18 protein-coding genes are annotated in these 23,914 nt (G+C 66.3%); 15 read left to right on the top strand and 3 right to left on the bottom strand.

The genetic code is table 11. The features are described from left to right. The first annotated feature begins 47 nt into the window (after window positions 1-47). The 5 genes from fliQ (at window position 48) to recA (ending at window position 6,274) form a co-directional block, all read left to right on the top strand. Window positions 48-326 (top strand): flagellar biosynthesis protein FliQ, encoded by a 279-nt coding sequence (gene fliQ, locus FBZ90_RS16435; protein ID WP_145733757.1) that lies wholly within the window; start codon window positions 48-50, stop codon window positions 324-326. Continuing rightward, the gene (fliR, locus tag FBZ90_RS16430) at window positions 326-1,087 is read left to right on the top strand and encodes a flagellar biosynthetic protein FliR (RefSeq protein ID WP_145733756.1); all 762 of its coding nucleotides are present in this window, start codon (window positions 326-328) and stop codon (window positions 1,085-1,087) included. Before fliQ ends, fliR begins: the two co-directional genes overlap by 1 nt. Before the next feature lie 12 nt (window positions 1,088-1,099). Continuing rightward, window positions 1,100-2,182, top strand: coding sequence for a flagellar biosynthesis protein FlhB (flhB, locus tag FBZ90_RS16425; protein WP_145733755.1), 1,083 nt, complete (start codon window positions 1,100-1,102; stop codon window positions 2,180-2,182). A gap of 135 nt (window positions 2,183-2,317) precedes the next feature. Then, complete coding sequence (locus FBZ90_RS16420; protein ID WP_145733754.1) at window positions 2,318-4,939, top strand: hybrid sensor histidine kinase/response regulator; 2,622 nt, start codon at window positions 2,318-2,320, stop codon at window positions 4,937-4,939. Between the two features lie 258 nt (window positions 4,940-5,197). Further along, the gene (gene recA / locus FBZ90_RS16415; protein WP_088871290.1) at window positions 5,198-6,274 is read left to right on the top strand and encodes a recombinase RecA; all 1,077 of its coding nucleotides are present in this window, start codon (window positions 5,198-5,200) and stop codon (window positions 6,272-6,274) included. A gap of 74 nt (window positions 6,275-6,348) precedes the next feature. Here recA and FBZ90_RS16410 read toward each other — a convergent pair whose 3' ends face one another. Continuing rightward, window positions 6,349-6,861 carry a DUF2867 domain-containing protein gene (locus FBZ90_RS16410; RefSeq protein ID WP_145733753.1) on the bottom strand — a complete coding sequence of 171 codons (513 nt, stop codon included), beginning with the start codon at window positions 6,859-6,861 and terminating at the stop codon, window positions 6,349-6,351. Between the two features lie 195 nt (window positions 6,862-7,056). Here FBZ90_RS16410 and FBZ90_RS27880 point away from each other — a divergent pair, with 195 nt between their 5' ends. The 10 genes from FBZ90_RS27880 to FBZ90_RS16360 all read left to right on the top strand — a co-directional run bounded on the left by FBZ90_RS27880 (window position 7,057) and on the right by FBZ90_RS16360 (window position 21,871). Then, window positions 7,057-8,070: a hypothetical protein gene (locus FBZ90_RS27880; protein WP_186455849.1), complete on the top strand. Its 1,014-nt coding sequence runs from the start codon at window positions 7,057-7,059 to the stop codon at window positions 8,068-8,070. A gap of 174 nt (window positions 8,071-8,244) precedes the next feature. Then, window positions 8,245-10,902 carry an alanine--tRNA ligase gene (gene alaS, locus FBZ90_RS16400; RefSeq protein ID WP_145733752.1) on the top strand — a complete coding sequence of 886 codons (2,658 nt, stop codon included), beginning with the start codon at window positions 8,245-8,247 and terminating at the stop codon, window positions 10,900-10,902. A gap of 189 nt (window positions 10,903-11,091) precedes the next feature. After that, window positions 11,092-11,937, top strand: a complete 846-nt coding sequence (locus tag FBZ90_RS16395) for an AAA family ATPase (RefSeq protein ID WP_145733751.1) — start codon at window positions 11,092-11,094, stop codon at window positions 11,935-11,937. Window positions 11,938-12,147: 210 nt separating this feature from the next. Further along, window positions 12,148-12,735: a hypothetical protein gene (locus FBZ90_RS16390; RefSeq protein ID WP_145733750.1), complete on the top strand. Its 588-nt coding sequence runs from the start codon at window positions 12,148-12,150 to the stop codon at window positions 12,733-12,735. Between the two features lie 173 nt (window positions 12,736-12,908). Then, the gene (locus FBZ90_RS16385) at window positions 12,909-14,573 is read left to right on the top strand and encodes a methyl-accepting chemotaxis protein (RefSeq protein WP_246130455.1); all 1,665 of its coding nucleotides are present in this window, start codon (window positions 12,909-12,911) and stop codon (window positions 14,571-14,573) included. Window positions 14,574-15,007: 434 nt separating this feature from the next. Then, entirely contained in the window at window positions 15,008-16,696 is a 1,689-nt protein-coding gene (locus FBZ90_RS16380; RefSeq protein ID WP_246130454.1) for a methyl-accepting chemotaxis protein, read from the top strand. A gap of 114 nt (window positions 16,697-16,810) precedes the next feature. Further along, on the top strand, window positions 16,811-18,151 hold the full coding sequence (locus tag FBZ90_RS16375; protein ID WP_145733748.1) for a carbohydrate porin: 1,341 nt from the start codon (window positions 16,811-16,813) through the stop codon (window positions 18,149-18,151). A 96-nt stretch (window positions 18,152-18,247) separates the two neighbouring features. Beyond that, complete coding sequence (locus tag FBZ90_RS16370) at window positions 18,248-19,441, top strand: vWA domain-containing protein (protein WP_145733747.1); 1,194 nt, start codon at window positions 18,248-18,250, stop codon at window positions 19,439-19,441. Between the two features lie 210 nt (window positions 19,442-19,651). Beyond that, window positions 19,652-21,103, top strand: coding sequence for an NADP-dependent isocitrate dehydrogenase (locus FBZ90_RS16365; RefSeq protein WP_145733746.1), 1,452 nt, complete (start codon window positions 19,652-19,654; stop codon window positions 21,101-21,103). Window positions 21,104-21,511: 408 nt separating this feature from the next. Further along, window positions 21,512-21,871 carry a GcrA family cell cycle regulator gene (locus tag FBZ90_RS16360; RefSeq protein ID WP_145733745.1) on the top strand — a complete coding sequence of 120 codons (360 nt, stop codon included), beginning with the start codon at window positions 21,512-21,514 and terminating at the stop codon, window positions 21,869-21,871. Window positions 21,872-21,945: 74 nt separating this feature from the next. Here the strand turns inward: FBZ90_RS16360 and FBZ90_RS16355 are convergent, their stop codons facing one another. Further along, window positions 21,946-22,329 carry a hypothetical protein gene (locus FBZ90_RS16355; protein ID WP_145733744.1) on the bottom strand — a complete coding sequence of 128 codons (384 nt, stop codon included), beginning with the start codon at window positions 22,327-22,329 and terminating at the stop codon, window positions 21,946-21,948. A 175-nt stretch (window positions 22,330-22,504) separates the two neighbouring features. Continuing rightward, complete coding sequence (locus FBZ90_RS16350; protein ID WP_145733743.1) at window positions 22,505-23,728, bottom strand: NADP-dependent isocitrate dehydrogenase; 1,224 nt, start codon at window positions 23,726-23,728, stop codon at window positions 22,505-22,507. Between the last annotated feature and the right edge of the window lie 186 nt (window positions 23,729-23,914).

The following is a 23,914-nucleotide window of genomic DNA, read 5'->3' as shown; positions in this document are numbered from 1 at the left end:
CTTGAGGGCTGGCCCATCGGCGGGCCCGCGCTTCCCGGATCGTGCGCATGAATGAACAGGAAATCATCGAACTCGTGCGCCAGTCGCTGCTGACGGTCATCATCGTCAGCGGCCCGGTCATGGCCGTGTCCATGGTGGTGGGCCTGGCCATCTCGCTGTTCCAGGCGCTGACCCAGATCCAGGAACAGACGCTGACCTTCGTGCCCAAGATCATCGCCATGTTCGTGGCGCTGGTGTTCTTCGCGCCCTTCATGCTGCACCACATGGTGACCTTCACCGAGGGCATCATGGACAAGATCGTCGGGGTTGGGACGGGCAACGAGTGATGTTGCAGACCCTCCTCCTCAGCCAGCTTTACACCTACCTCATGGTGTTCGTCCGGCTGGGGGCGGCCTTCCTGATCATGCCCACCGTGGGCGAAACCTTCGTCTCCACCCGCATCCGCCTGTTGTTCGGCCTGATCGTGGCCCTGGCGGTGGCGCCCGCCGTGGGCGGGACCCTGCCGCCGGAACCGGCGCAGCCCGCCAATATGGCCGTTCTCATCGCGGGGGAGGCGCTGATCGGCATCTTCATCGGCACCATCGCCCGCACCATGATGGGGGCCCTGGAAACGGCCGGCAGCCTGATCGCCAACCATGTCGGCCTCAGCTCCGCCCAGGCGTTCAACCCGGCCATGTCGCAGCAGAGCACGGTGGTGAACTCCATCCTGGGCATCCTGGGCCTGCTGCTGCTGTTCGCCACCGACATGCACCACATGCTGATCCTGGCGGCGGTGCAGAGCTACAGCCTGTTCCCCCCGGGCGGGGCCATCCCGCTGGGCGATTTCACCGAGCATCTGACGCGCATCTTCTCGGAAAGCTTCAGCATCGGCCTGCAGATGTCGGCGCCCTTCGTCATCATCGGCCTGCTGTTCTTCCTGGGCATGGGCCTGGTGGCGCGGCTGGTGCCGTCCATCCAGGTCTTCTTCGTGACACAGCCCCTGCAGATCGTCCTGGGCCTGCTGCTCCTGGGCGGCAGCTTGTCGGGGCTGATGGTCTATTGGCTGCGGGCCTTCCAGGGGCAGATGATGCCCTTCCTGTCGTCGTAAGGGGCGGGGGCCATGTCGGAAGACCAGGATCCAGATTCCAAAACCGAAGAGCCGACAGGCAAACGGCTGACGGACGCCCGCTCCAAGGGCAACATCCCCAAATCGCAGGAGGTGCCGCACCTCTTCATGCTGGGCGCCATCTTGCTGATGGTGGTGGCCGTGCTGCCCTGGACCTTCGGGCGCATCCACACGGTGCTGATCCCCTTCATAGAACGGCCGGAGACGCTGCCGGTGGACCGGGGCGGCCTGGGGCACCTGCTGACCGAGCTGCTGGGCCAGGTGGCGGTCGCCATGTCGGTGCCCTTCGCCCTGCTGGTCATCGCCGCCGTCCTCGGCTCCTTCCTTCAGGTCGGGTTCGTCTTCAGTTTTGAGCGCGTGCTGAGCTTCGACCTCAACCGCTTCAACATCGTCACCAACCTGCTGAACAAGTTCAAGGTCGCCAACCTGCTGGAGTTCGCCAAGTCGCTGATCAAGCTGGTGGTGGTGTCGGTCGTCGTGCTGCCCGGCCTGTTCCCCCTGGCCCATTCCGTGGACCATTTCATCGGCATGCCGCTGATGGGCCTGGTGAACGAGACCAAGAGCCAGGCGGTGGGCCTGATCTTCCGCGTGCTGATCGCGCTGGGCCTGCTGGCCGGCGCCGACTGGTGGTATCAGCGCTGGAAGTTCATGCGCGACATGCGCATGACCAAGCAGGAAGTGAAGGACGAGCATAAGCAGACGGAAGGCGACCCGCTGATCAAGGGCAAGATCCGCGCCCTGCGCATGCAGCGCGCCCGCAACCGCATGATGGAGAACGTGCCCAAGGCCGACGTGGTGGTGACCAACCCCACCCACTACGCCATCGCGCTGAAATACGATCCCCTCAGCATGGGCGCGCCCATGGTGGTGGCCAAGGGCGTGGATTTCATCGCCGCCCGTATCCGCGAACTGGCGGAGGAACATGGCATCCCCCTTGTGCCCAACCCGCCCCTGGCCCGCGCCCTCTATGCCAGCGCCGAGGTGGACGAGGAAATCCCGGCGGAGCATTACAAGGCGGTGGCCCAGGTCATTTCCTATGTCTTCAAGTTGAAGAAGAAGACCTTCCCCAAGCGCTGATTCCACCCGGGGCGGCGGTCGAGCGCGAACCCGCCATCCGGCATTTATTGATTCAAATTTATTTCCGTCCGGTATCTCGTCCCGCGGGACCGGTACTGGTAGGATCGGGCCCTTCCGATCCAGAGGTGCTTGCCGGTGCCCGCCTTCCCCTCCCGCCCATCGTCCCCCCCGCCCGCGCCGTCGCCGGACATCCCGGAGGGCGGCACAGGCGTTGGCACGGCGCCCGGGGGGGCGGCGCAGTTGGGCTTGGCGCTGGTGGCGGGCGTTCCCTTGACCGCCAGCGCCCTGTTCCTGGGGGCGGCCGTATCATGGTCGGGGCTTGCTGATTATACGGCCAGCCTGGCGGCCATCGCCGCCGCGGGCGCCTTCCTGCTGATGGCCCTGTTGGGCGTTCTCTGGCTGCGGCAGACCACGGCGCAGACCGCCGTGCTGCGCGCCGTGGTGGAGGCGGTGCCGGAGGCCCTGGCCGTGGCGGGGGCGGATGGACGGGTGGTGGCCGCCAACGGCGCCTTCGCCGCGCTGGCCAAGGCCGCGGACGGCACGGCGGCGGAGGGGGATCGCGTCGTCGACATCCTGGCCCGGCGCTGCCGCTCGGACGCCGACGCCCAGCGCTTGGAGGAGGTGCAGGCGGCCGCGCACCGGGGCGAAGGTGGGGAGGCGCCGGTCGTCTTCGTCGATGACGCCCCCGGGGGGGCGGCTGACGGTCCCACCGTTGGCCCCGCCGGCGGCCCCACCGGCGGCATGGTCCGGCTGGTGCCTTGCCTGGTGACGGCGCGGCCTTTGGTCGTGGCCAAGCGGCCCGGCCTGGTGGAATGGCGGGTGCGCAGCGGCGGGGCCCAGCCTGCGGCGGGCGGCCATCCCTGGCGGGAGCTGTGGGACCTGGCGCCCCTGGGCGTCCTGCTGGTCGATGGGGCCGGCACGCTGCTGCGCGTGAACCTCACCCTGGCCGATTGGCTGGGCCTGGGCCGCGATGGGCTGGAGGATGGCAGCCGCCACCTGCGCGACCTGCTGGCCACCCCGCCGCAGGGGGAGCTGTTTCCCGAGCGCCTGGCCGGCATGGCGGAGGTGGACCTGGCGGCGGCCCGCGCGGCCCCGTTGCGCGCCAGTGTTCTGCATGTGGCCGTGTCCCCCGGCGGCACCCTGATCTTCTTGGGCGACCTGACCCGGGAGACGGCGCGGGAGGAGGAGCTGCGCCGGGCGGAGCAGCGCTTCCAGCGCTTCTTCCAGTTCGCGCCCACGGGCTTCGCCTTCGTGGATGGCGAGTTCCGGCTGGCGGAATGCAATCCCACCTTCCTCACCATGGCTGATCTGCGCCTGGGCGATGTGCAGGGTGAGCCCATCGCCAGCCTGTTCCAGCAGGAACACCGCGCCAACCTCATGGCCCGCCTGGCCGACGTGCTGGAGGGACGCAGCCAGGCCGGCACGCCGGTGGAGGCGCGGCTGCGCGGTGCCCAGGGGCCCGTGGTCCATGTCTACTCCCGCCGTTTCGACGGGGATGGCGATGGCGACCGCGGCCTGATCTTGCATCTGGTGGACATGACCGCGCAGAAGAACCTGGAGGCGCAGTTCGTCCAGTCGCAGAAGATGCAGGCCATCGGTCAGTTGGCCGGCGGCGTGGCGCACGATTTCAACAATCTGCTGACGGCCATGATCGGCTTCTGCGACCTGCTGCTGCTGCGGCACAAGCCGGGCGACCAGTCGTTCAGCGACATCATGCAGATCAAGCAGAACGCCAACCGCGCCGCCAACCTGGTGCGCCAACTGCTGGCCTTCTCGCGCCAGCAGACCCTGCAGCCCCGGGTGCTCAGCATCACCGACGTGCTGGCGGAGCTGTCCAACCTGCTGCGCCGCCTGATCGGTGAGAACATCGAGCTGCGCATGCTGCACGGCCGCGACACCGGCCTGGTGCGGGTGGACCAGGGGCAGTTGGAGCAGGTCATCATCAACCTGGCGGTCAACGCCCGCGACGCCATGCCCAAGGGCGGGCGGCTGACCATCGTCACCGGCAACCTGCACACCACCGAGCCCATCCGTCATGAGACGGAGGAGATGCCGCCCGGCGATTGGGTGGTGGTGGAGGTGATCGACACCGGGATCGGCATCCCGCCGGAAAACCTGCAACGCATCTTCGAGCCCTTCTTCTCCACGAAGGAGGTGGGATCGGGCACGGGGCTGGGCCTGTCCACCGTCTATGGCATCGTGCGCCAGACGGGCGGCTTCGTCTTCGTGGAGAGCAAGCCGGGGGAGGGGGCCAAGTTCTCCATCCACCTGCCGCGCCTGGATGAGAAGGCCCTGGCCCAGGCCGCCCCGGCGGAGGAGTCCAAGGACAAGGGCGCGGCCGACCTCACCGGCATCGGCACGGTGTTGCTGGTGGAGGATGAGGACGCCGTGCGCGTCTTCGGCGCCCGCGCCCTGCGCAACAAGGGCTATACCGTGCTGGAGGCGCGCAGCGGGGAAGAGGCGCTGGACCTGCTGCAGGGCGCCCGGGGCGGGGAGGTGGACCTGATCGTCAGCGATGTGGTCATGCCCCAGATGGACGGCCCCACCCTGATCGAGCAGGTGCGCCGCTTCCGCCCCGACGTGAAGGTCATCTTCATCTCCGGCTATGCCGAGGACCGCTTCCGCCATTCCCTGAAGGACGGCGCCGTGGTCGACTTTCTGCCCAAGCCCTTCAGCCTGAAACAACTGGCCGCCAAGGTGAAGGACGTGATGGAGGGGCCCCCGCGCCCGGGCCAGGAGCCCGCGAATCCAAGGTGATCCCACCCGACTCTGGAGCGTAGCGACGAGGCCCCGACCGGGGCCGCCGCAGCTTTCCGGGGAGCGCAGCGGGCTGGAAAGCGAGGAAGCCAAGCGGCCGGACGGCCGCGCCCGGCGTTTGAGGGCATCATAACAAGAACAAAAAAGAACAAACGGCAAACTTTCGCCCTTGGCGAATGAGAACATAGCGGGTACATTCCCCTTCACCGCAGCCGTTGAACGCCCGTTGGCCGTATGCGACAAGAGGGGGACAGCAAGATGTCGGCACCACTTCGTCTGGTAGAAACACCCATGGATAAGCAAAAGGCCCTCGACGCCGCCCTCGGCCAGATCGAACGCGCGTTCGGCAAGGGCTCCATCATGAAGCTCGGCGCCAAGGAGGCGTCGATGGAGGTGGATGCCATCTCCACCGGTTCCCTGGGGCTGGACATCGCCCTGGGCATCGGCGGCCTGCCGCGCGGCCGTATCATCGAAATCTACGGGCCGGAAAGCTCGGGCAAGACCACGCTGGCCCTGCACGCCATCGCGGAGGCCCAGAAGAGCGGCGGCACCTGCGCCTTCGTCGACGCCGAGCACGCGCTGGATCCGTCCTACGCCCGCAAGCTGGGCGTGAACGTGGATGACCTGCTGGTCTCCCAGCCCGACGCCGGCGAACAGGCGCTGGAGATCACCGACACGCTGGTGCGCTCCGGCGCCATCGACGTGCTGGTGGTGGACTCGGTGGCGGCCCTGGTGCCGCGCGCCGAACTGGAAGGCGAGATGGGCGACAGCCACGTCGGCCTGCAGGCCCGCCTGATGAGCCAGGCGCTGCGCAAGCTGACCTCCTCCATCTCCAAGTCCAACTGCCTGGTCATCTTCATCAACCAGATCCGCCTGAAGATTGGTGTGATGTTCGGCAACCCGGAGACGACGACCGGCGGTAACGCGCTGAAATTCTACGCCTCCGTCCGCCTGGATATCCGCCGCATCGGCGCTATCAAGGACCGCGACAACGTCGTCGGCAACCAGACCCGCGTGAAGGTGGTGAAGAACAAGCTGGCCCCGCCGTTCCGCGTGGTCGAGTTCGACATCATGTATGGCGAGGGCGTGTCCAAGGTGGGTGAGCTGATCGACCTGGGCATCCAGGCCGGCGTGGTCGAAAAGTCGGGCGCCTGGTTCTCCTACGACGGTCAGCGCGTCGGTCAGGGCCGCGAGAACGCCAAGCAGTTCCTGCGCACCAACCCGGCTATCGCCAAGGCCATCGAGGAAAAGGTCCGCGCCAACGCCGGCCTGGTGGCCGGTGCCATGATGGTGGGTTCCCCCGAGGCTGACGGCGACGCCGACAGCCCCGAGTGACCGGGGCTAAGAACCACAGTTGAGACAAGGCGGATCGGTGACGGTCCGCCTTTTCTTTAGGTGCCGCGGAGGGCTCAGGGGGCTGTGACCTGTTTCAGCATGCTCCGCACCACCTGGCGATGGAACGGCATGATGAGCGCCAGGTAAGTCCGCCCCAGCCAATTGTGGGTGCGCACCAGCGTGGTGGCGGTGATGTGGCGGCCGGCGGCGTCCTGGCGCACGTCGACCACGGCGCGAAAGTCCAGGTGCTTGTCCGCCATGCCCAGCACCACCCGGTTCGGCCCACGGCTCAGGATGGGGAAGATGCCGATATGATCGGCCGCGCCGGGCTCCCATGGTGCCGGCGGGCGGGGCGCCTTCAGGCCCAAGGGGGCTACCAGGGCGTTGCGCAGGGCCAGCAGCCAGCGGACCCAGATGGGGGAGGTGCCCATCATGCGGCGGGCCGCTACCAGGGCGTCCACCACCAAGGTGCCCTGCGCGGGCGTTTCGGATGACGGCGGCATCACCAGTCGGAAGGCATCGGCGAACTGGGCGCCCGGCAGCAGCGCCTGAATGCCGGCCTCGGGGGTGACTTCCTGTACGGACATTCGGGCGCGCTCCCCGGGTTTGCGGACTGTCTGAGGGCTGTTGGTCAGAACCTTGTCGGCACCATAGGGCGGGGTCGACCGTGCGGCAATGTAGCCTGTGGCGCAGCCGCTATTGGTTGCATAAATGACATAAAAAGCGTATCATCCGGGCCATCGCATGAATGCGAGAAATGCCTTACCCAAAATGGGGAGCGGATGATGGTTACGACCTCGGGCACCTCCGTCTATTCCCAGGCTCAGAGCCTGGCATCCTCGGCGACTCAACAGACGTCGCTGTTCCGCTCCACCCCCTCCACCACGCCCCAGATCACGGCCCAAAAGGTCGCCGACGCCTTGCAACGGGGCGATACCGCCGGCGCCATTGGCGCCTTCGTCGATGAAAAGACGCTGAAGAAGCTGACCAAGCTGCAGTCCGACGCCACCAAGCTGGACAAGCAGATCAAGCAGAAGGCCGCCGACAACGACAAGAAGACCGCCCAGGACAAGGTCGACAACGCCAAGCGTCAGCTGAAGGCCCTGCGCATGCGCGCCCAGCTGGCCGCCGCCATGGGCGACAAGCAGGCCGCTGCCCGTATCGCGCGCGAGGCGGCGGACGTGGCCAAGTCCTTGGGCTCCGCCGCGCAGGAATATGCCGGCGCCGTGAAGAACGGCGCCACGGTGGGCGCCACCGACGCGTCAGGCGCCAATGGGGGAGCCGCCACCGCCGCGGCCGGCGTGGGCAGTGACGCGGCCCAGGTCCAGGCCACCGCCGCCGGCACCGGCCAGGCTCAATCGGCCGCCGCCCAGCCTGCCGCCGCCCAAGCTGCCACCACTCAGGCCACCACCACGGCCGGTGCCGACGCCACCCTTCAGACCGGGAACGCCCAAGCGGCTCAAAACGGTGCTGGCCAGTCCGACAAGCCCGGAACGATCTCCGTATCCAGCACGGATGAGGCGGCGGCGGCGCGCAAGGAACGCCTGGACTTCATGGGCAACGTCCGCACCCTGATGGACCAGGCCCGCAGCGTCTACAACCAAGCCAAGCATGTGCTGGACCGCAAGCGCAAGCCCGGCGATCCCACCGACCCGGACCATAGCGCCCAGGACATGGCCGATGCCGCCAAGCAGGTGGACGCCGCCGACCAGTCCCTGGCCGCCGGTGACACCCCGGCCGTGCCTCAGGCCCCCACGGTCATCGCCACGCCCAACAATACGTTGCTGCTGGTCTGACCGGCCCGGCTGGACGGAAAAGCCCCTCCCGGATGGAAAAGCGATGAAAAGCCGCGTCCTCGGGACGGTTCGGCGCCCCCATCCCATGGACAGCGCCCGTATCCACACGCTACAAACCCTGTCCCGGTGTTTCGCGCCCGGGGTGTTCCGTCGCATGCTTAAGGCTGTTGCCCGATGAAGACCGCCAACGAGATCCGCTCCGCTTTCCTGGACTACTTCGTGAAGAACGGCCACACGGAGGTGGAGTCCAGCCCGCTGGTGCCGCGCAACGATCCGACGTTGATGTTCACCAACGCCGGCATGGTGCAGTTCAAGAACGTCTTCACCGGCAATGAGGTGCGCCCCTATACCCGCGCCACCACCTCGCAGAAGTGCGTGCGCGCCGGCGGCAAGCACAACGACCTGGAGAATGTGGGCTACACCGCCCGGCACCATACCTTCTTCGAGATGCTGGGCAACTTCTCCTTCGGCGACTATTTCAAGGCCGACGCCATCGAGCTGGCCTGGAACCTGATCACCAAGACCTTCGCCCTGCCGAAGGACAAGCTGCTGGTCACGGTCTACCACACCGATGACGAGGCCCACGGCCTGTGGAAGAAGGTGGCCGGCCTGTCGGACGACCGCATCATCCGCATCCCCACCGCCGACAATTTCTGGGCCATGGGCGACACCGGCCCCTGCGGCCCATGCTCCGAGATTTTCTACGACCATGGCGAGGGCATCCCCGGCGGCCCCCCCGGCAGCCCGGACCAGGACGGCGACCGCTTCATCGAAATCTGGAACCTGGTGTTCATGCAGTATGAGCAGGTGACGAAGGAGGAGCGGGTGTCCTTGCCCCGGCCCTCCATCGACACCGGCATGGGCCTGGAGCGTCTGGCGGCGGTGCTGCAGGGCGTGCACGACAATTACGACACCGACCTGATGCGCGCCCTGATCGTCGCGTCGGCCGATGCCACCAACAGCGACCCGTCGGGCGCGCACGCCGTGTCGCACCGCGTCATCGCCGACCATCTGCGCGCCTCCTCCTTCCTGATCGCCGACGGCGTGCTGCCGGCGAACGAGGGCCGTGGCTATGTCCTGCGCCGCATCATGCGCCGCGCCATGCGCCACGCCCACATGATCGGCGCCCGCGATCCGGTGATGCACACCCTGGTGCCGGCGCTGGTGCGCGAGATGGGCGGCCATTACACCGAGTTGCAGCGCGCCCAGGCCCTGATCACCGAGACCCTGCGGCTGGAGGAAACCCGGTTCAAGCAGACGCTGGATCGCGGCCTGAAGCTGCTGGACGAGGAAGAGGACAAGCTGGGCGCCGGCCAGCCCCTGCCGGGCGAGGTGGCGTTCAAGCTGTACGACACCTACGGCTTCCCCCTGGACCTGACGCAGGACGTGCTGCGCGGCCGCAACCGCACCGTCGAGGTCGACGGCTTCACCGCCGCCATGGAGCGCCAGCGGGCAGAGGCGCGCAAGGCCTGGGCCGGCAGCGGCGAGGCCGCGACCGAGCGCGTGTGGTTCGAGCTGAAGGATGAGCTGGGCGCCACCGAGTTCCTGGGCTACGACACCGAGAACGCCGAGGGCAAGGTCACGGCGGTGCTGGACCGCCAGGGCAACAAGCTGGACAAGGCCGCCGCCGGCCAGGACGTCATCGTCCTGGTGAACCAGACGCCGTTCTATGGCGAGTCCGGCGGCCAGGTGGGCGACAGCGGCGTGATTTTTGGCGCCGGTGGCGTCGAGGTGGCCGTCAGCGACGTGCAGAAGAAGCTGGGCGCCGTCTTCGCCCACATCGGCACCGTCACCCACGGCACCCTGGCCCCCGGCCAGTTGGTGGAACTGCGCGTGAACGGCCGCCGCCGCGGCGACATCCGCGCCAACCACTCGGCCACCCACCTGCTGCATGAGGCCCTGCGCCAGCGCCTGGGCGAGCATGTCACGCAGAAGGGCTCGCTGGTGTCGGCGGAGCGCCTGCGCTTCGACATCAGCCAGCCCACGCCGCTGAACGATGAGGACGTGCGCGTGGTCGAGGCGGCGGTGAACGCCCGCATCCTGGGCAACAGCGAGGTTGTCACCCGCCTGATGACCCCGGCCGAGGCCATCGAGCAGGGCGCCATGGCCCTGTTCGGCGAGAAGTATGGCGATGAGGTCCGCGTGGTTTCCATGGGCGGACAGGACGAGGGCACCAACCGCCAGTATTCCGTGGAGCTGTGCGGCGGCACCCATGTGCGCCGCACCGGCGACATCGGCCTGTTCAAGATCGTGTCGGAGGGGGCCGTCTCCGCCGGCGTGCGCCGTATCGAGGCGCTGACCGGCCGGGGCGCGTTCGAATACCTGGAAGGGCAGGAGGGCCGCCTTTTGGCCGCCGCCGGCGCCCTGAAGGTTTCCGCCGCCGAGGTGCCGGCCCGCGTCGCCACCCTGGTGGAGGAGCGTCGCCGCCTGGAAAAGGAAGTGGCCGACCTGAAGCGCCAGCTGGCTCTGGGCGGGGGCGGCGGTGCCGCCGCCACGCCGGAGAAGGTGATCAACGGCGTGAAGCTGTCGGCCCGCGTGCTGGACGGCATCGACGCCAAGGACCTGAAGCCCCTGGCCGATGAGATCAAGGGCCAGATCGGCAGCGGCATCGTCCTGCTGGTGGCCAAGGGCGAGGGCAAGGTGACCCTGGTGGCCGGCGTGACCGCCGACCTGACAGGCCGCTTCAACGCCGTGGACCTGGTGAAGGTCGCGGCGGCGGCCGTGGGCGGCAAGGGCGGCGGCGGCCGCCCCGACATGGCCCAGGCCGGCGGCAGCGAGCCCGACAAGGCCGACGCCGCCGTGGCGGCGGTCGAAGCGGCGCTCGCCGGCTAGGTTCGAAACAAGACATCGGCGTGGGGGGTGACCTCACGCCGATGTTGTTTCTGGCTCTATCTTTTCCCGATCTTTAACCTAGGACGCGAGCGCGTCCGCCGGAGATTCCCGGGGAGCGTGAGCGGACTGGAAATCGAGGACCAGCCAAGGGCGCGGATGCGCCTGCCCGGCGTCTGAGGGAACGCGCATATGAAATTCCAGGGCACGGAGAACTACGTCGCGACCGATGACCTGCGGGTCGCTGTCAACGCCGCCGTCACCTTGCAGCGCCCTCTGCTGGTGAAGGGGGAGCCGGGCACGGGCAAGACCGTGCTGGCGCAGGAGGTGGCGAACGCCCTGGGCCGGCCGCTGCTGCAATGGCATGTGAAGTCCACCACCAAGGCGCAGCAGGGCCTGTACGAGTACGACGCCGTCAGCCGTCTGCGCGATGGCCAGTTAGGCGACGCCCGCGTCAACGACATCGCCAACTACATCCGCAAGGGCAAGCTGTGGGAGGCGTTTGAGGCTGACGTGGCGCCTGTGCTGCTGATCGATGAGATCGACAAGGCGGACATCGAGTTCCCCAACGACCTGCTGCAGGAACTCGACCGTATGGAATTCTTCGTCTACGAGACGGGGCAGACCATCAAGGCGCGGCAGCGGCCGGTGGTCATCATCACCTCCAACAATGAGAAGGAACTGCCGGACGCCTTCCTGCGCCGCTGCTTCTTCCATTACATCCGCTTCCCCGATGCGGAGACCATGGCCCGCATCGTCGACGTCCACTTCCCCAAGCTGAAGCAGGATCTGCTGCGCGACGCCCTGACCCTGTTCTATGAGGTGCGGGAGGTGCCGGGCCTGAAGAAAAAGCCCTCCACCTCCGAACTGCTGGACTGGATCAAGCTGCTGATGATCGAGGATATCGACCCGGCGGTGCTGCGTCAGCGCGACCCCAAGAAGGCCATCCCGCCGTTGCACGGCGCCCTGCTGAAGAACGAGCAGGACGTGCATCTGTTCGAGCGCCTGGCCTTCCTGGCGCGGCGGGAACGGGACTAAGCTCGCTTTTTGTTGCGGTGCGGTATCTGTGTCGGGCGCAAATCAGCCCTTCCGTCCCTGCAAGATGGGCAGAAAAGCGACAGATTATCAATGGTGTGGCCGTTTCGCCGCTCCCTCGCTTTGTGTGCGGCGCAACATTCATCACAGTACATCCGGACATGTTTGCGGTAACACTGTTGATCTCTCAACGGTGGGCGAAGGGTCGCGGTCATGGGTGCCGGTGTCGTGCGGCGGTGGATGGTGGCTTTCATTCTGGCCGGGCTGGCGGTGGCACCGCAGGCGGCCCAGGCTGGGGCCGGTCTGGGCCTGGAGATGGTGTGCGCCGACGCCGTGAACGCCACGCCCACGCCCGACCGCATTCCGCCGTTAGCCCGCCTGCTGGGTCTGATGCCCGCGCACCCGACGCCGGTACCGATGGCCCTTTGCCTGCGGGGCTACGAGGCGCTGATGGCCCGTCCGCCGGCTGAGCCTGCCCCGGCAGCTCCCGCCTCCGCTCCCCTCCCCACTGCCGGCCTGCCGGCTTCCCCCCAGAGCCTGGCGGGGGAGCGTCGCGCGTTGGGACTGTACACCCATTATGTTGGCGCGCTGCTGGCCAGCCTGCCCGCCGACCTGGCGCTGCGCGGTGACCAGGTGCGTGCCGCCGCGGCGGTGCGCTTGATCGTCATCGGCCAAAGCCTGGCCGCCAGCGCTTACCGCCCCGTGGCGGTCCTGTCCAGGGACAACCATGCCCCATCGGAAACCGCGCCGGTGCGGATGGCGCGCCTGCTGCGCCCGGATGCGGAGATGGTCAGCCCTTGAGGCGCCGGCCGGGTATAAGCGCCGACGTATCGCAGGCTGCCAGTATCTCAAAAAATATGATTAATTATCTAAAATTATAGCAAATTAGTGGGTTATTAACCCTTACAGGGTAACCCATAAGCCTCAACACACGTGATGGGGCTTATATGACTAATTTTCTTTCCGCATTAAGCGTGGGGCGAAAGCTGGCGGCCGCGTTTTCGGTCATCGTTGCCGTTACGCTCATCGCCTCCGGCATCAACTATCGGGCCTTATCCACCATCCGGGATACGACGGGGTGGGCGGAGCACACCTACAGGGTGCTGGAACGGCTTAGCGACGCCATGACGGCCATGGTGGACGGGGAAACGGGGCTGCGCGGCTATCTCATCGGCGCCGACACCAAATTCCTGGCCCCCTATCAGAAAGGCCAGGCGGCGTTCGACGCGGCCTTCGCGGAGATGAAATCCCTGACGGCGGACAATCCAGCGCAGCAGGCGCGCCTGGATGATTTGCGCCGCCATGAACAGACATGGCGCCGGGAGGTGGCCGAGAAGGAAATCGCCCTGATGGGCAAGCCGGAAACGGTGGAGCAGGCCCGCAAGCTGGAGGCCAGCGGGGCCGGCAAGGCCTCCATGGACGCGATCCGCGCCAAGGTGGCCGAAATCGACAAGGTGGAACGCGATCTGATGGCGCAGCGCGCCGAGCTTCAGGCGGGCGCGCTCAGCACGGCGACCACCGTGGCGTTGGGAAGCAGCGGCTTGTCCATTCTGCTGGCGGTCCTCATGGCCCTGGGCCTGACCCGCGCCGTGGCCACGCCTGTCGTGACCATGACCGCCGTGATGAAGCGCTTGGCGAACGGTGACACCGGGGTCGACATCCCGGCGCGCGAGCGCCAGGACGAGATCGGCGGCATGGCCCAGGCCGTCGGCGTGTTCAAGGACAACATGATCGAGGCGGAGCGCCTGCGGTCGGAGCAGGAGGCGCTGAAGCAGCGGGCCGAGAAGGAACGGCGCCAGGCGATGCTGGACCTGGCCAGCGCCTTCGAGAACCGAGTGGGTGGCATCGTCAACGGCGTGACGTCGCAGGCCACCGAGTTGCTGGCCACGGCGCAGACGCTCAACGCCTCATCCGACAACGTCGCCCGCCAGGCGGGCACGGTGGCGGCAGCCTCGCTGCAGGCGACGCAGAACGTGCAGACGGTGGCGGCGGCCACGGAGGAACTGTCCGCCTCCATCCAGGAGATCACGGCGCAGGTGTCCCGCACGACCCAGATGATTTCCAACGCCGTCACCGAGGCCGACCGCACCAATGCCGAGGTGCAGGGCCTGATGCAGTCGGCCCTGCGCATCGGGGAGGTGGTGACCCTGATCAACGACATCGCCAGCCGCACCAACCTGCTGGCCCTGAACGCCACCATCGAGGCGGCGCGCGCCGGCGACGCCGGCAAGGGCTTCGCCATCGTCGCGTCGGAGGTCAAGTCCCTGGCCACTCAGACAGCGCAGGCGACGGACGAAATCCGGGCACAGATCGCCGGCATGCAGGCGGCGACGGAAACGTCGGCCAAGTCCATCCAGGGCATCGCGGAGATCATCAACCAGGTCAATCAGGCCTCCACCACCATCGCCTCGGCGGTGGAGGAACAGGCCGCGACCACGAACGAGATCACGCGCAATGTCCAGCAGGCGGCCCAAGGCACCAACGATGTTTCCCAGACCATCGGGCAAGTCAGCGACGCGGCCCAGGAAACCGGCGGTGCCGCTGGCGAGGTGCACTCGGCCGCCAACGACCTCAGCAAGAACGGTGAATTGCTGAAGCAGCAGGTGGACAGCTTCCTGCGGGAAATCCGCGCTGCCTGAGAATGGCGGTCATGCCTGACGCAATGATCGGCCATGGCGCATTCCTTGAGGGGACGCCATGGCCCCTCATTGCTTGAGGCCCCGCTCCTGCAAACACTCGACCTTGGCCAGTAGCCGGGTGGGGCGATCGTGGCGGGCGTTGGACGGAAGATTGAGGGGATTTAATTATTAACAGAACCCTTTTACTTCCTGCTATTTCCGCTTCTGTTGCGGTATTCGTCGACTACATATGTATTTTTATTTTTCAAAGGGTGTTTTTACGCAGTGCGACAGGCAGTTAAAACAGGAATATGTATAACATACATGCCAGATGAATCTTATATATGCTTCAGTATATTGATGAATCGTTGGAATCCCTTGGGAGCGTTATCACTCCGTTAATCCTCGAAGCTATAAAACTCTGCCAAATGTTATAGCCTGAAAGGATTATGGTTATGAGTTTCTTATCGTCCATGAAGGTGGGGCGGAAGCTGGCTGCCGCCTTCGCGCTCATCGTCGCCGTTACGCTGATCGCCTCCGGCATCAACTATCGCGCGCTGTCCACCATCCAGGACACGACGCGGTGGACGGACCATACCTATAAGGTGCTGGAGCGGCTCAACAATGTCATGGCTGCCATGGTCGATGGCGAAACGGGGCTGCGCGGCTATCTGGTCGGCACCGATCCCAAATTCCTGGAACCTTACCATAAGGGCAAGACGGCGTTTGACGCGGCCTTCGCGGAGGTGAAGTCCCTGACCGCGGACAATGCCGCCCAGCAGGCGCGCCTGGATGATTTGCGCCGCTATGAGCAGACGTGGCGCCAGGACGTGGCGGAAAAGGAAATCGCCCTGATGGGCAAGCCGGAAACGGTGGAACAGGCCCGCAAGCTGGAGGCGAGCGGCGCCGGCAAGGCGTCCATGGACGCGATCCGCGCCAAGGTCGCGGAGATGGACAAGGTGGAGCGTGACCTGCTGGGGCAACGTGCTGTGCTCCAGGCCGATGCCCTCGGCACCGCGACCTCCGTGGCGTTGGTCAGCAGCGGCCTGTCGGTTCTTCTCGCCATCATCATGGCGTGGAGCCTGACCCGGTCCGTGGCCAAGCCCATCGTGGACATGACGGCGGCGATGCAGACCCTGGCCGGTGGCAACACCGGCGTGGACATCCCGGCGCGCGAGCGCCAGGACGAGATCGGCGGCATGGCCCAGGCGGTCGGTGTGTTCAAGGACAACATGATCGAGGCGGAGCGCCTGCGGTCGGAGCAGGAGGCGCTGAAGCAGCGGGCCGAGAAGGAACGCCGTCAGGCGATGCTGGACCTGGCCAGCGCCTTCGAGAACCGCGTGGGCGGCATCGTCAACGGCGTCACGGCCCAGGCCACCGAGTTGCTGGCCACGGCGCAGACCCTGAGTTCCTCGTCGGACAACGTCGCCCGCCAGGCGGGCACGGTGGCGGCGGCCTCCCTGCAGGCGACGCAGAACGTGCAGACGGTGGCGGCCGCCACGGAGGAATTGGCGGCGTCCATTCAGGAGATCACGGCGCAGGTGTCGCGGTCCACGCAGATGATTTCCAGCGCCGTCGGCCAAGCCGACCGCACCAATGCCGAGGTGCAGGGCCTGATGCAGTCGGCGCAGCGCATCGGCGAGGTGGTGACCCTGATCAACGACATCGCCAGCCGCACCAATCTGTTGGCGCTTAACGCCACCATCGAGGCGGCGCGCGCCGGCGATGCCGGCAAGGGCTTCGCCATCGTTGCGTCTGAGGTCAAGTCCCTGGCCAACCAGACGGCGCAGGCGACGGACGAAATCCGGGCGCAGATCGCCGGCATGCAGGCGGCGACGGAAACGTCGGCCAAATCCATCCAGGGCATCGCGGAGATCATCAACCAGGTCAGCCAGGCCTCGACCACCATCGCCTCGGCGGTGGAGGAGCAGGCCGCGACCACGAACGAGATCACGCGCAATGTCCAGCAGGCGGCCCAGGGCACCAACGACGTGTCCCAGACCATCGGGCAAGTCAGCGACGCTGCCCAGGAAACCGGCGTCGGCGCCGGTGAGGTGCACTCGGCCGCCAATGATCTCAGCAAGAACGGCGAGTTGCTGAAGCAGCAGGTGGACAGCTTCCTGCGGGAAATCCGCGCCGCCTGAGGCCCGGGGGCCCTTCGCTCCCTTTCCTCCTGTCCTTTCATTTCTCCTGGCGAAGGCGCGCTCCTGGCGGGCGCGTCCAAGCCCCCGCTTCGTCCAGTGGACGGTGGAGTTCCCATGCGCCCCAATTCTTTGCCCTGTATTGCCGGCCTGCTGCTGACCGCCGGCCTGTTCATGCCCGCCCTGGCGGGTGCCGCCGAAGCCCCGGACGCTGCGACCCTGGGCGATCGCCTTGCCAACGCCGGCTTGTCCCTGGCCTTGGACTACACCGGGGAGGCGGCGGCCAATCCCAGTGGCGGATTGCGGCAAGGCAGCGCCTACGCCGGCCAGATTCATGCCGGCGTCGATGCCGACCTGGAGCGGATTCTGGGTCTGGATGCCACCGTCCTCCATGCGGCGCTGACCCAACGGCATGGCCGCAACCTTGCCGCCGACGCCATCGGCAACAACACCTCGGTGCAGGAGGTCTATGGCCTGCAGAACCTGCACCTGCTGGCCTTGACCCTGGAAAAGAAGCTGCTCGACGGGCGCGTGGATATGGAGGCGGGCCGCATGGTGGCCAACGCCTCCTTCCTGAACGGCCCCCTGTACTGCCACTTCCAGACCAACGCCATCTGCGGCAACCCGGTGTTCGTGAACCATGTCAGCAACTACACCTCGGCGCCCGGCAGCAGCTGGGCGGGGCGGATCAAGGTGGGGCTGACCGATACCGTGTACGCCCATGTCGGCGCCTATGAGGCCAATCCCCGGGATCAGTCCCCCACCGGCCACGGCCTGCATTTCAGCACGGACGGCGCCACCGGCGTGGTCGTGCCGTTCGAGCTGGGCTACGCGCCGGGCGGCCAGGCATCCACCCAGCCCGGCCACTACCAGGTGGGCGGCTGGTACGACAGCTCGACCTATGCCGATCCCCTGAACGACGCGGCCGGCCGCCCGTCCGTGCTGACGGGTCAGCCCGGCGTGACCGAACGGGGGCGCTGGGGCGCCTTCGGCCGGTTTGATCAGGTCGTCTGGCGCTCCTCCGCCAATCCCGCGCGGACCCTGTCCGTCCTGGGCGTGGCGATGGCCAGCGTCTCGGGCCGCGCGGTCGAGGATCGCTACTACGCCCTGGGCGTGGTGCAGACGGGCCTGTTCGAGGGGCGGGACCAGGACACCCTGGGCTTCGTCGTCACCGACCAGCAATTCAGCGACCTGACCTTGGCCCGCATCGCCGCGGCCCGGGCCAGTGTCGGCAGCACCGTGGCGCCCGCCCGGCATCAGGTGATGATGGAACTGGCCTACGGGATGCAGGTCACGCGCAGCGTCCGCCTCTCGCCCAACCTGCAATACATCATCAACCCCGACGTCACCGGCCACCCCTTCACCCGCGACAATCCCCAGGATGCCGTCGTCGTCGGACTGAAGTTCACCGTGGATGTCGCGGATATCCTGGGGCTGGCGCCCCGGCATCGTCCGTAACGGCCGCTTCTCCGCTGGCTGGGCCACGCGTGCTCGCGTACATTTCGGGACGGGATGCGTTGTCCGACCCCGGAAGGCCCAGACCTCGGAAGGCCCATGTTCTCCACTTTCTTCTTCCAGCTGCGCCAGGCCCGTATTCCCGTCACCCTGCGGGAATACCTGGCCTTGATGGAGGCCATGTCGGCCCATGTCGCGGGCTATAGCGTGGAGGATTTCTACCACCTGTCCCGCACCATCCTGGTGAAGGATGAGCGCAACCTGGACCGGTTCGACATCGTCTTCGGCCAGGTGTTCAAGGGGCTGGAGGGGGCTGCCGGCGGGGAGGGTGGTGAGGTCGCCGCCCGTGACCTGCCTGAGGAATGGCTGCGCAAGCTGGCCGAGCGCCATCTGACGGACGAGGAAAAGGCGCAGATCCGGGCCCTGGGCGGCTGGGAAAAGCTGATGGAGACATTGGCCCAGCGCCTGAAGGAACAGCAGGGCCGCCACCAGGGCGGGTCCAAATGGATCGGCACGGCCGGCACCTCCCCCTTCGGTGCCTATGGCTATAATCCGGAGGGCGTGCGCATCGGGCAGGAGGGCAGCCGCCACCGCCGCGCCGTGAAGGTCTGGGACCGCCGCGAGTTCCGCAACCTGGACGACACGGTGGAACTGGGCACCCGCAACATCAAGGTGGCGCTGCGCCGCCTGCGCAAGTTCGCCCGCACCGGGGCCGCCGAGGTGCTGGACCTGCCCGACACCATCCGCGCCACCGCCGCCAACGCCGGCCATTTGGACCTGAAGCTGCGCCCCGAACGGCACAACGCCGTCAAGGTGCTGCTGTTCCTGGACGTGGGCGGTTCCATGGACGACCACATCCGCCTGTGCGAGGAGCTGTTCTCCGCTGCCAAGGGGGAGTTCAAGCACCTGGAGTATTTCTACTTCCACAACTGCATCTATGAGGGCGTGTGGAAGGACAACCGCCGCCGGCGGACGGAGCAGATGGCGACCGTCGATGTGCTTCACACCTACCCGGCCGACTACAAGCTGATCTTCGTCGGCGACGCCAGCATGAGCCCTTATGAGATCACCCATCCCGGCGGGGCGGTGGAGCATTGGAACGCGGAGGCGGGGCAGGTGTGGCTGCGGCGCCTGCTGGACGTCTACCGCCGCGCCATCTGGCTGAACCCGGTGAGCGAGGGGCATTGGCCCTACACCGCCAGCATCGGCCTGATTAAAAATTTGATGGAAGGCCGCATGTATCCCTTGACCCTGCAAGGGCTGGAGGCGGGCATGCGGGAACTTAGCCATTGATTTATTAACGTTTCTTGGCGCCGTCCCCGCAAGTCCCGAGGGGCAGGGGCGCCCAAAGCACAGTTGCCCCGCAGAGTGTCCCGGCATAGTGTCCGCCCGGGTCAAAAATTTTGACCCGGGATGCCGCGGCCTGTCGCGGGGGCGGCCCCAAACCGCGCCATGTCCCCCGATGGTTGGGGAAAGGCGCCAGTGCCAAGGATGAAAGAGAAGATGAATTCTCCGACCAAGATCACCATCGCCCGCGGCGACGGTATCGGCCCCGAGATCATGGACGCCACCCTCGAGGTGTTGGCCGCCAGCGGCGCCAACCTTGAGTACGAGGAAATCCAGATCGGCGAGAGCGTCTATCGCCGGGGCATCATGAACGGCATGGAGCCCAGCGCCTGGGACAGCCTGCGCCGCACCAAGGTGTTCCTGAAGGCCCCCATCACCACCCCGCAGGGCGGCGGCTACAAGTCGCTGAACGTGACCATTCGCGGCGCGCTGGGCCTGTACGCCAACATCCGCCCCTGCGTCTCCTACTCCCCCTTCGTCGCCACCAAGCACCCGTCCATGGACGTGGTCATCGTGCGTGAGAACGAGGAAGACCTGTACGCCGGCATCGAATACCGCCAGACGCAGGACGTGACCCAGGCGGTGAAGCTGATCTCCCGCCCCGGCTCGGAAAAGATCATCCGCTACGCCTTCGAATACGCGCGGGCCAACCATCGCCGCAAGGTGACGGCCTTCGTGAAGGACAACATCATGAAGATCTCCGATGGCCTGTTCCATCGGGTCTTCGACGAGATCGCCGCCGAGTACCCGGACATCGAGGCGGAGAGCATGATCGTCGACATTGGCGCCGCCCGCCTGGCCGACACGCCGGAGCATTTCGACGTCATCGTCACCCTGAACCTGTACGGCGACATCATCTCCGACATCGCCGCCCAGATCACCGGCTCGGTCGGCCTGGCCGGCTCCTCCAACATCGGTGACCAGTGCGCCATGTTCGAGGCCATCCACGGCTCCGCCCCCACTATCGCCGGCAAGGGCATCGCCAATCCGTCGGGCCTGCTGCTGGCTTCGGTCATGATGCTGGTCCACATCGGCCAGTCGGAAGCGGCCGAGCGCATCCATAACGCCTGGCTGAAGATGATCGAGGACGGCATCCACACCGTCGACATCTTCAAGCGCGGCGTCAGCAAGGCCCGCATCGGCACGCGCGACTTCGCCGCCAACCTGATCGACCGCCTGGGCGAGCGCCCGGCCACCCTGGTGCCCGCCAGCTACCCGGCCGGTGTGGCCAGCAGCTTCAGCGGCATCGCCCTGAAGGGCGCCCCGGCCCAGAGCAAGAAGCTGGTGGGCGTGGACGTGTTCCTGGAGCGCAAGGGCGGCAACGGCGACGACATGGCCGCGCTGTTCCAGCCGCTGCTCCCGGCCGGCCTGAAGCTGGTGATGGTGTCCAACCGTGGCCAGAAGGTGTGGCCGGATGGCGCGCCGGAAACCTTCTGCACCGACCATTGGCGCTGCCGCGTCATGGCCGACGGGGCCGAGGAGCTGAAGCACGGCCAGGTGGCCGAGCTGCTGGCCCGTGTCGCCAAGGAGGGCCTGGACTTCGTCCAGAGTTCCAACCTCTACACCTTCGACGGCGCCAACGGCTTCTCCGCCGCCGCCGGCCAGTAAGGTTCTTGGTTCCCAGGCCGGTGGGCGCGAATCCCGTGCCCGCCGGCCTGGTGTCCCTTGTGGTCCCTTAATCCCCTTTTAACGGGGGCGGGGTGATACTGACGCACCAGCCATGGTGTCTATTCCAGGGATATACCCACTAAGGAGAGGGATGCGGGAATGGAAAGGCTGGCGCCGCCTCGGGCTGCCGGATTCTGTATCCGCAGACAAAAAACGAGTCGGAATCACCTGTTCAGGCTTTGGCAAGTTTGGTAGTCTCCCTCGCATCTCGATACCAAATCTTGTTGATGGGAATTTCCCGGTATCGACTGCTGGAGCGGGGCGCTCGGCGGTGACAGCATACTGTTGCGCCCGCCGATCTCGGGGGCTAAGGAGCGAGGGCTTTCGATGGAAGAAGAAAAAGCGTCGATGAGTTGGACGGACGAGCGGATCGAGCGCCTGCGCCAGTTGTGGGGCCAAGGCATGAGCGCCAGCGAGATCGCCGAGGTGCTGGGCAACGTCACCCGCAACGCGGTGATCGGCAAGGCGCATCGGCTGGGCCTGTCGGGTCGGCCGTCGCCCATCAAGAAAAAGCCTACGCGGGGTGCCACCATCCTGTCGCTGAACGAGCGCATGTGCAAATGGCCGGTGGGCGATCCCAAGCACGCCGATTTCCATTTCTGCGGCTGCCCTTCGCTGCCCGGCATGCCCTACTGCCGCGAACACGCGCAGATGGCCTATCAGCCCGCCAAGAAGCGGGATGACGAGCGCAAGCTGGTCATGGCCTGAGGCCGCGCCTCACGCATGCGATGAATTAAGCGAACCCCTGCCGGCGACGGCGGGGGTTTAGCTTTTTAGGGGGCTCAGAGGTCGGGCACGGTGCCGCGACGGTAGACGGGTATGGTCGCCTCGCCGGCCACGAGGGCCAGGGCCCAGCGGGCGTAGGGGAGGCATCCCACCAGATGCTCCGAAATGCCCGCGATAAGGGCGGACCACTCGGCATCATCTTCAGTCGCCTGGGCTGTCAGCCCATCACGGGTGGTTATGGTGAGACTGATGGTATCACCAACCATATGATCCGTGCGCTTCGCGATGATGCTTTCTATCGCCGCCCAAACCACCTGGTGGTTCTGCCCCTTCTTCTGAATGATGAGGCCGGCGGAACTGATCGTCATCTTGCCGCGACGCTGCTCTCTCAGGTGCTGCAGCCTATTGATGACCCACAGATTTAATCGATCGATCAACATGGCTAGAAAATCCATGTTTGAGCGGGGGGGCGCAAGCGCGCCAGATGCTTAAACCTCGCAGAGGGTGGATGCGGCCGGCAAGGTCGCCGATGGCAAGCATCCCTTCTGGCCAAAGAAAACGCCGGGCGGTGGGTGCCGCCCGGCGTTGCCGTCACATCGCAACCGTCAAGAGGTCTCAGGCGTCAAAGCCCATGGCCTTGCGCAGGTTCTCGTCCAGCTTGGCCAGGAAGTCCTGGGTGGTCAGCCAGGGCTGGTCCGGGCCGATCAGGATGGCCAAGTCCTTGGTCATGAAGCCGGACTCGACCGTCTCCACGCACACCTTCTCCAGCGTCTTGGCGAAGTTGGTGACCTCCGGCGTGCCGTCGAACTGGCCGCGGTAGGACAATCCTTGCGTCCAGGCGAAGATGGAGGCGATGGGGTTGGTGGAGGTGGGGCGGCCCTTCTGGTGCTCACGATAGTGGCGGGTCACCGTGCCGTGGGCGGCCTCGGCCTCCACGGTCTTGCCATCGGGGGTCAGCAGCACCGAGGTCATCAGGCCCAGCGAGCCGAAGCCCTGGGCCACGGTGTCGGACTGCACGTCGCCATCGTAGTTCTTGCAGGCCCAGACGAAGGCGCCGTCCCACTTCAGGGCGGAGGCGACCATGTCGTCGATCAGGCGGTGCTCGTAAACGATGCCCTTGGCCTTGAACCGCTCGGCGAACTCGGCGTCGAAGATTTCCTGGAAGATGTCCTTGAAGCGGCCGTCATAGGCCTTGAGGATGGTGTTCTTCGTGGACAGGTACACCGGGTAGCCGCGCTGCAGGCCGTAGTTGAAGCAGGCGCGGGCGAAGCCGGCGATCGACTCGTCCAGGTTGTACATACCCATGGCCACGCCGGCCTCGGGGAACTTGAACACGTCGTAGGTGATGGCCTCGCCGCCGTCGTCGGGCGTGAAGGTCATGGTCAGCTTGCCGGCGCCGGGCACCTTGAAGTCGGTGGCGCGGTACTGGTCGCCGAAGGCGTGGCGGCCGATGACGATGGGCTTGGTCCAGCCCGGCACCAGGCGCGGCACGTTTTTGCAGATGATGGGCTCACGGAAGACGGTGCCGCCCAGGATGTTGCGGATGGTGCCGTTGGGCGACTTCCACATCTTCTTCAGGCTGAACTCGGCCACGCGGGCCTCGTCGGGGGTGATGGTGGCGCACTTCACGCCCACGCCGTACTTCTTGATGGCCTCGGCCGCGTCCACGGTCACCTGGTCGTTGGTGGCGTCGCGATGCTCGATCCCCAGGTCGAAGTACTTCAGGTCGATGTCGAGGTAGGGCAGGATCAGCTTGTCTTTGATGAACTGCCAAATGATGCGGGTCATCTCATCGCCATCAAGCTCGACGACGGGATTGGCAACCTTGATCTTCTGCATTCTCAATGCCTTCTGCGTATAGGTAATTTTTATGACAGCCGGCGCCGCATCCTCGCGCGCCTCGATATGCCAGAACCGTTTCCCGGGTAAGAAACGACCATCTTTATCGGACGGCCGGTATAAGAGCCCATTCGGGCCCGGCGATCAAGCAAGCGGGGCGGGGAACCGGCGTGCGGTCCCCGCAAC

It is taken from the genome of Nitrospirillum pindoramense (assembly GCF_007827955.1).
Lineage (GTDB): Bacteria > Pseudomonadota > Alphaproteobacteria > Azospirillales > Azospirillaceae > Nitrospirillum > Nitrospirillum amazonense_B.
This window is presented reverse-complemented; position numbering and strand designations above follow the sequence as displayed.

Excerpts from the sequence above, each read along its gene's own strand:
- FBZ90_RS16380 (WP_246130454.1), top strand. The coding sequence starts at position 15,008 with ATGAGTTTCTTATCGTCCATGAAGGTGGGGCGGAAGCTGGCTGCCGCC.
- FBZ90_RS16395 (WP_145733751.1), top strand. The coding sequence starts at position 11,092 with ATGAAATTCCAGGGCACGGAGAACTACGTCGCGACCGATGACCTGCGG.
- fliQ (WP_145733757.1), top strand. The coding sequence starts at position 48 with ATGAATGAACAGGAAATCATCGAACTCGTGCGCCAGTCGCTGCTGACG.
- flhB (WP_145733755.1), top strand. The coding sequence starts at position 1,100 with ATGTCGGAAGACCAGGATCCAGATTCCAAAACCGAAGAGCCGACAGGC.
- FBZ90_RS16365 (WP_145733746.1), top strand. The coding sequence starts at position 19,652 with ATGAATTCTCCGACCAAGATCACCATCGCCCGCGGCGACGGTATCGGC.
- recA (WP_088871290.1), top strand. The coding sequence starts at position 5,198 with ATGTCGGCACCACTTCGTCTGGTAGAAACACCCATGGATAAGCAAAAG.
- FBZ90_RS16370 (WP_145733747.1), top strand. The coding sequence starts at position 18,248 with ATGTTCTCCACTTTCTTCTTCCAGCTGCGCCAGGCCCGTATTCCCGTC.
- fliR (WP_145733756.1), top strand. The coding sequence starts at position 326 with ATGTTGCAGACCCTCCTCCTCAGCCAGCTTTACACCTACCTCATGGTG.
- FBZ90_RS16375 (WP_145733748.1), top strand. The coding sequence starts at position 16,811 with ATGCGCCCCAATTCTTTGCCCTGTATTGCCGGCCTGCTGCTGACCGCC.
- FBZ90_RS16355 (WP_145733744.1), bottom strand. The coding sequence starts at position 22,329 with ATGTTGATCGATCGATTAAATCTGTGGGTCATCAATAGGCTGCAGCAC.
- FBZ90_RS16360 (WP_145733745.1), top strand. The coding sequence starts at position 21,512 with ATGAGTTGGACGGACGAGCGGATCGAGCGCCTGCGCCAGTTGTGGGGC.
- FBZ90_RS27880 (WP_186455849.1), top strand. The coding sequence starts at position 7,057 with ATGATGGTTACGACCTCGGGCACCTCCGTCTATTCCCAGGCTCAGAGC.
- FBZ90_RS16390 (WP_145733750.1), top strand. The coding sequence starts at position 12,148 with ATGGGTGCCGGTGTCGTGCGGCGGTGGATGGTGGCTTTCATTCTGGCC.
- FBZ90_RS16410 (WP_145733753.1), bottom strand. The coding sequence starts at position 6,861 with ATGTCCGTACAGGAAGTCACCCCCGAGGCCGGCATTCAGGCGCTGCTG.
- alaS (WP_145733752.1), top strand. The coding sequence starts at position 8,245 with ATGAAGACCGCCAACGAGATCCGCTCCGCTTTCCTGGACTACTTCGTG.
- FBZ90_RS16350 (WP_145733743.1), bottom strand. The coding sequence starts at position 23,728 with ATGCAGAAGATCAAGGTTGCCAATCCCGTCGTCGAGCTTGATGGCGAT.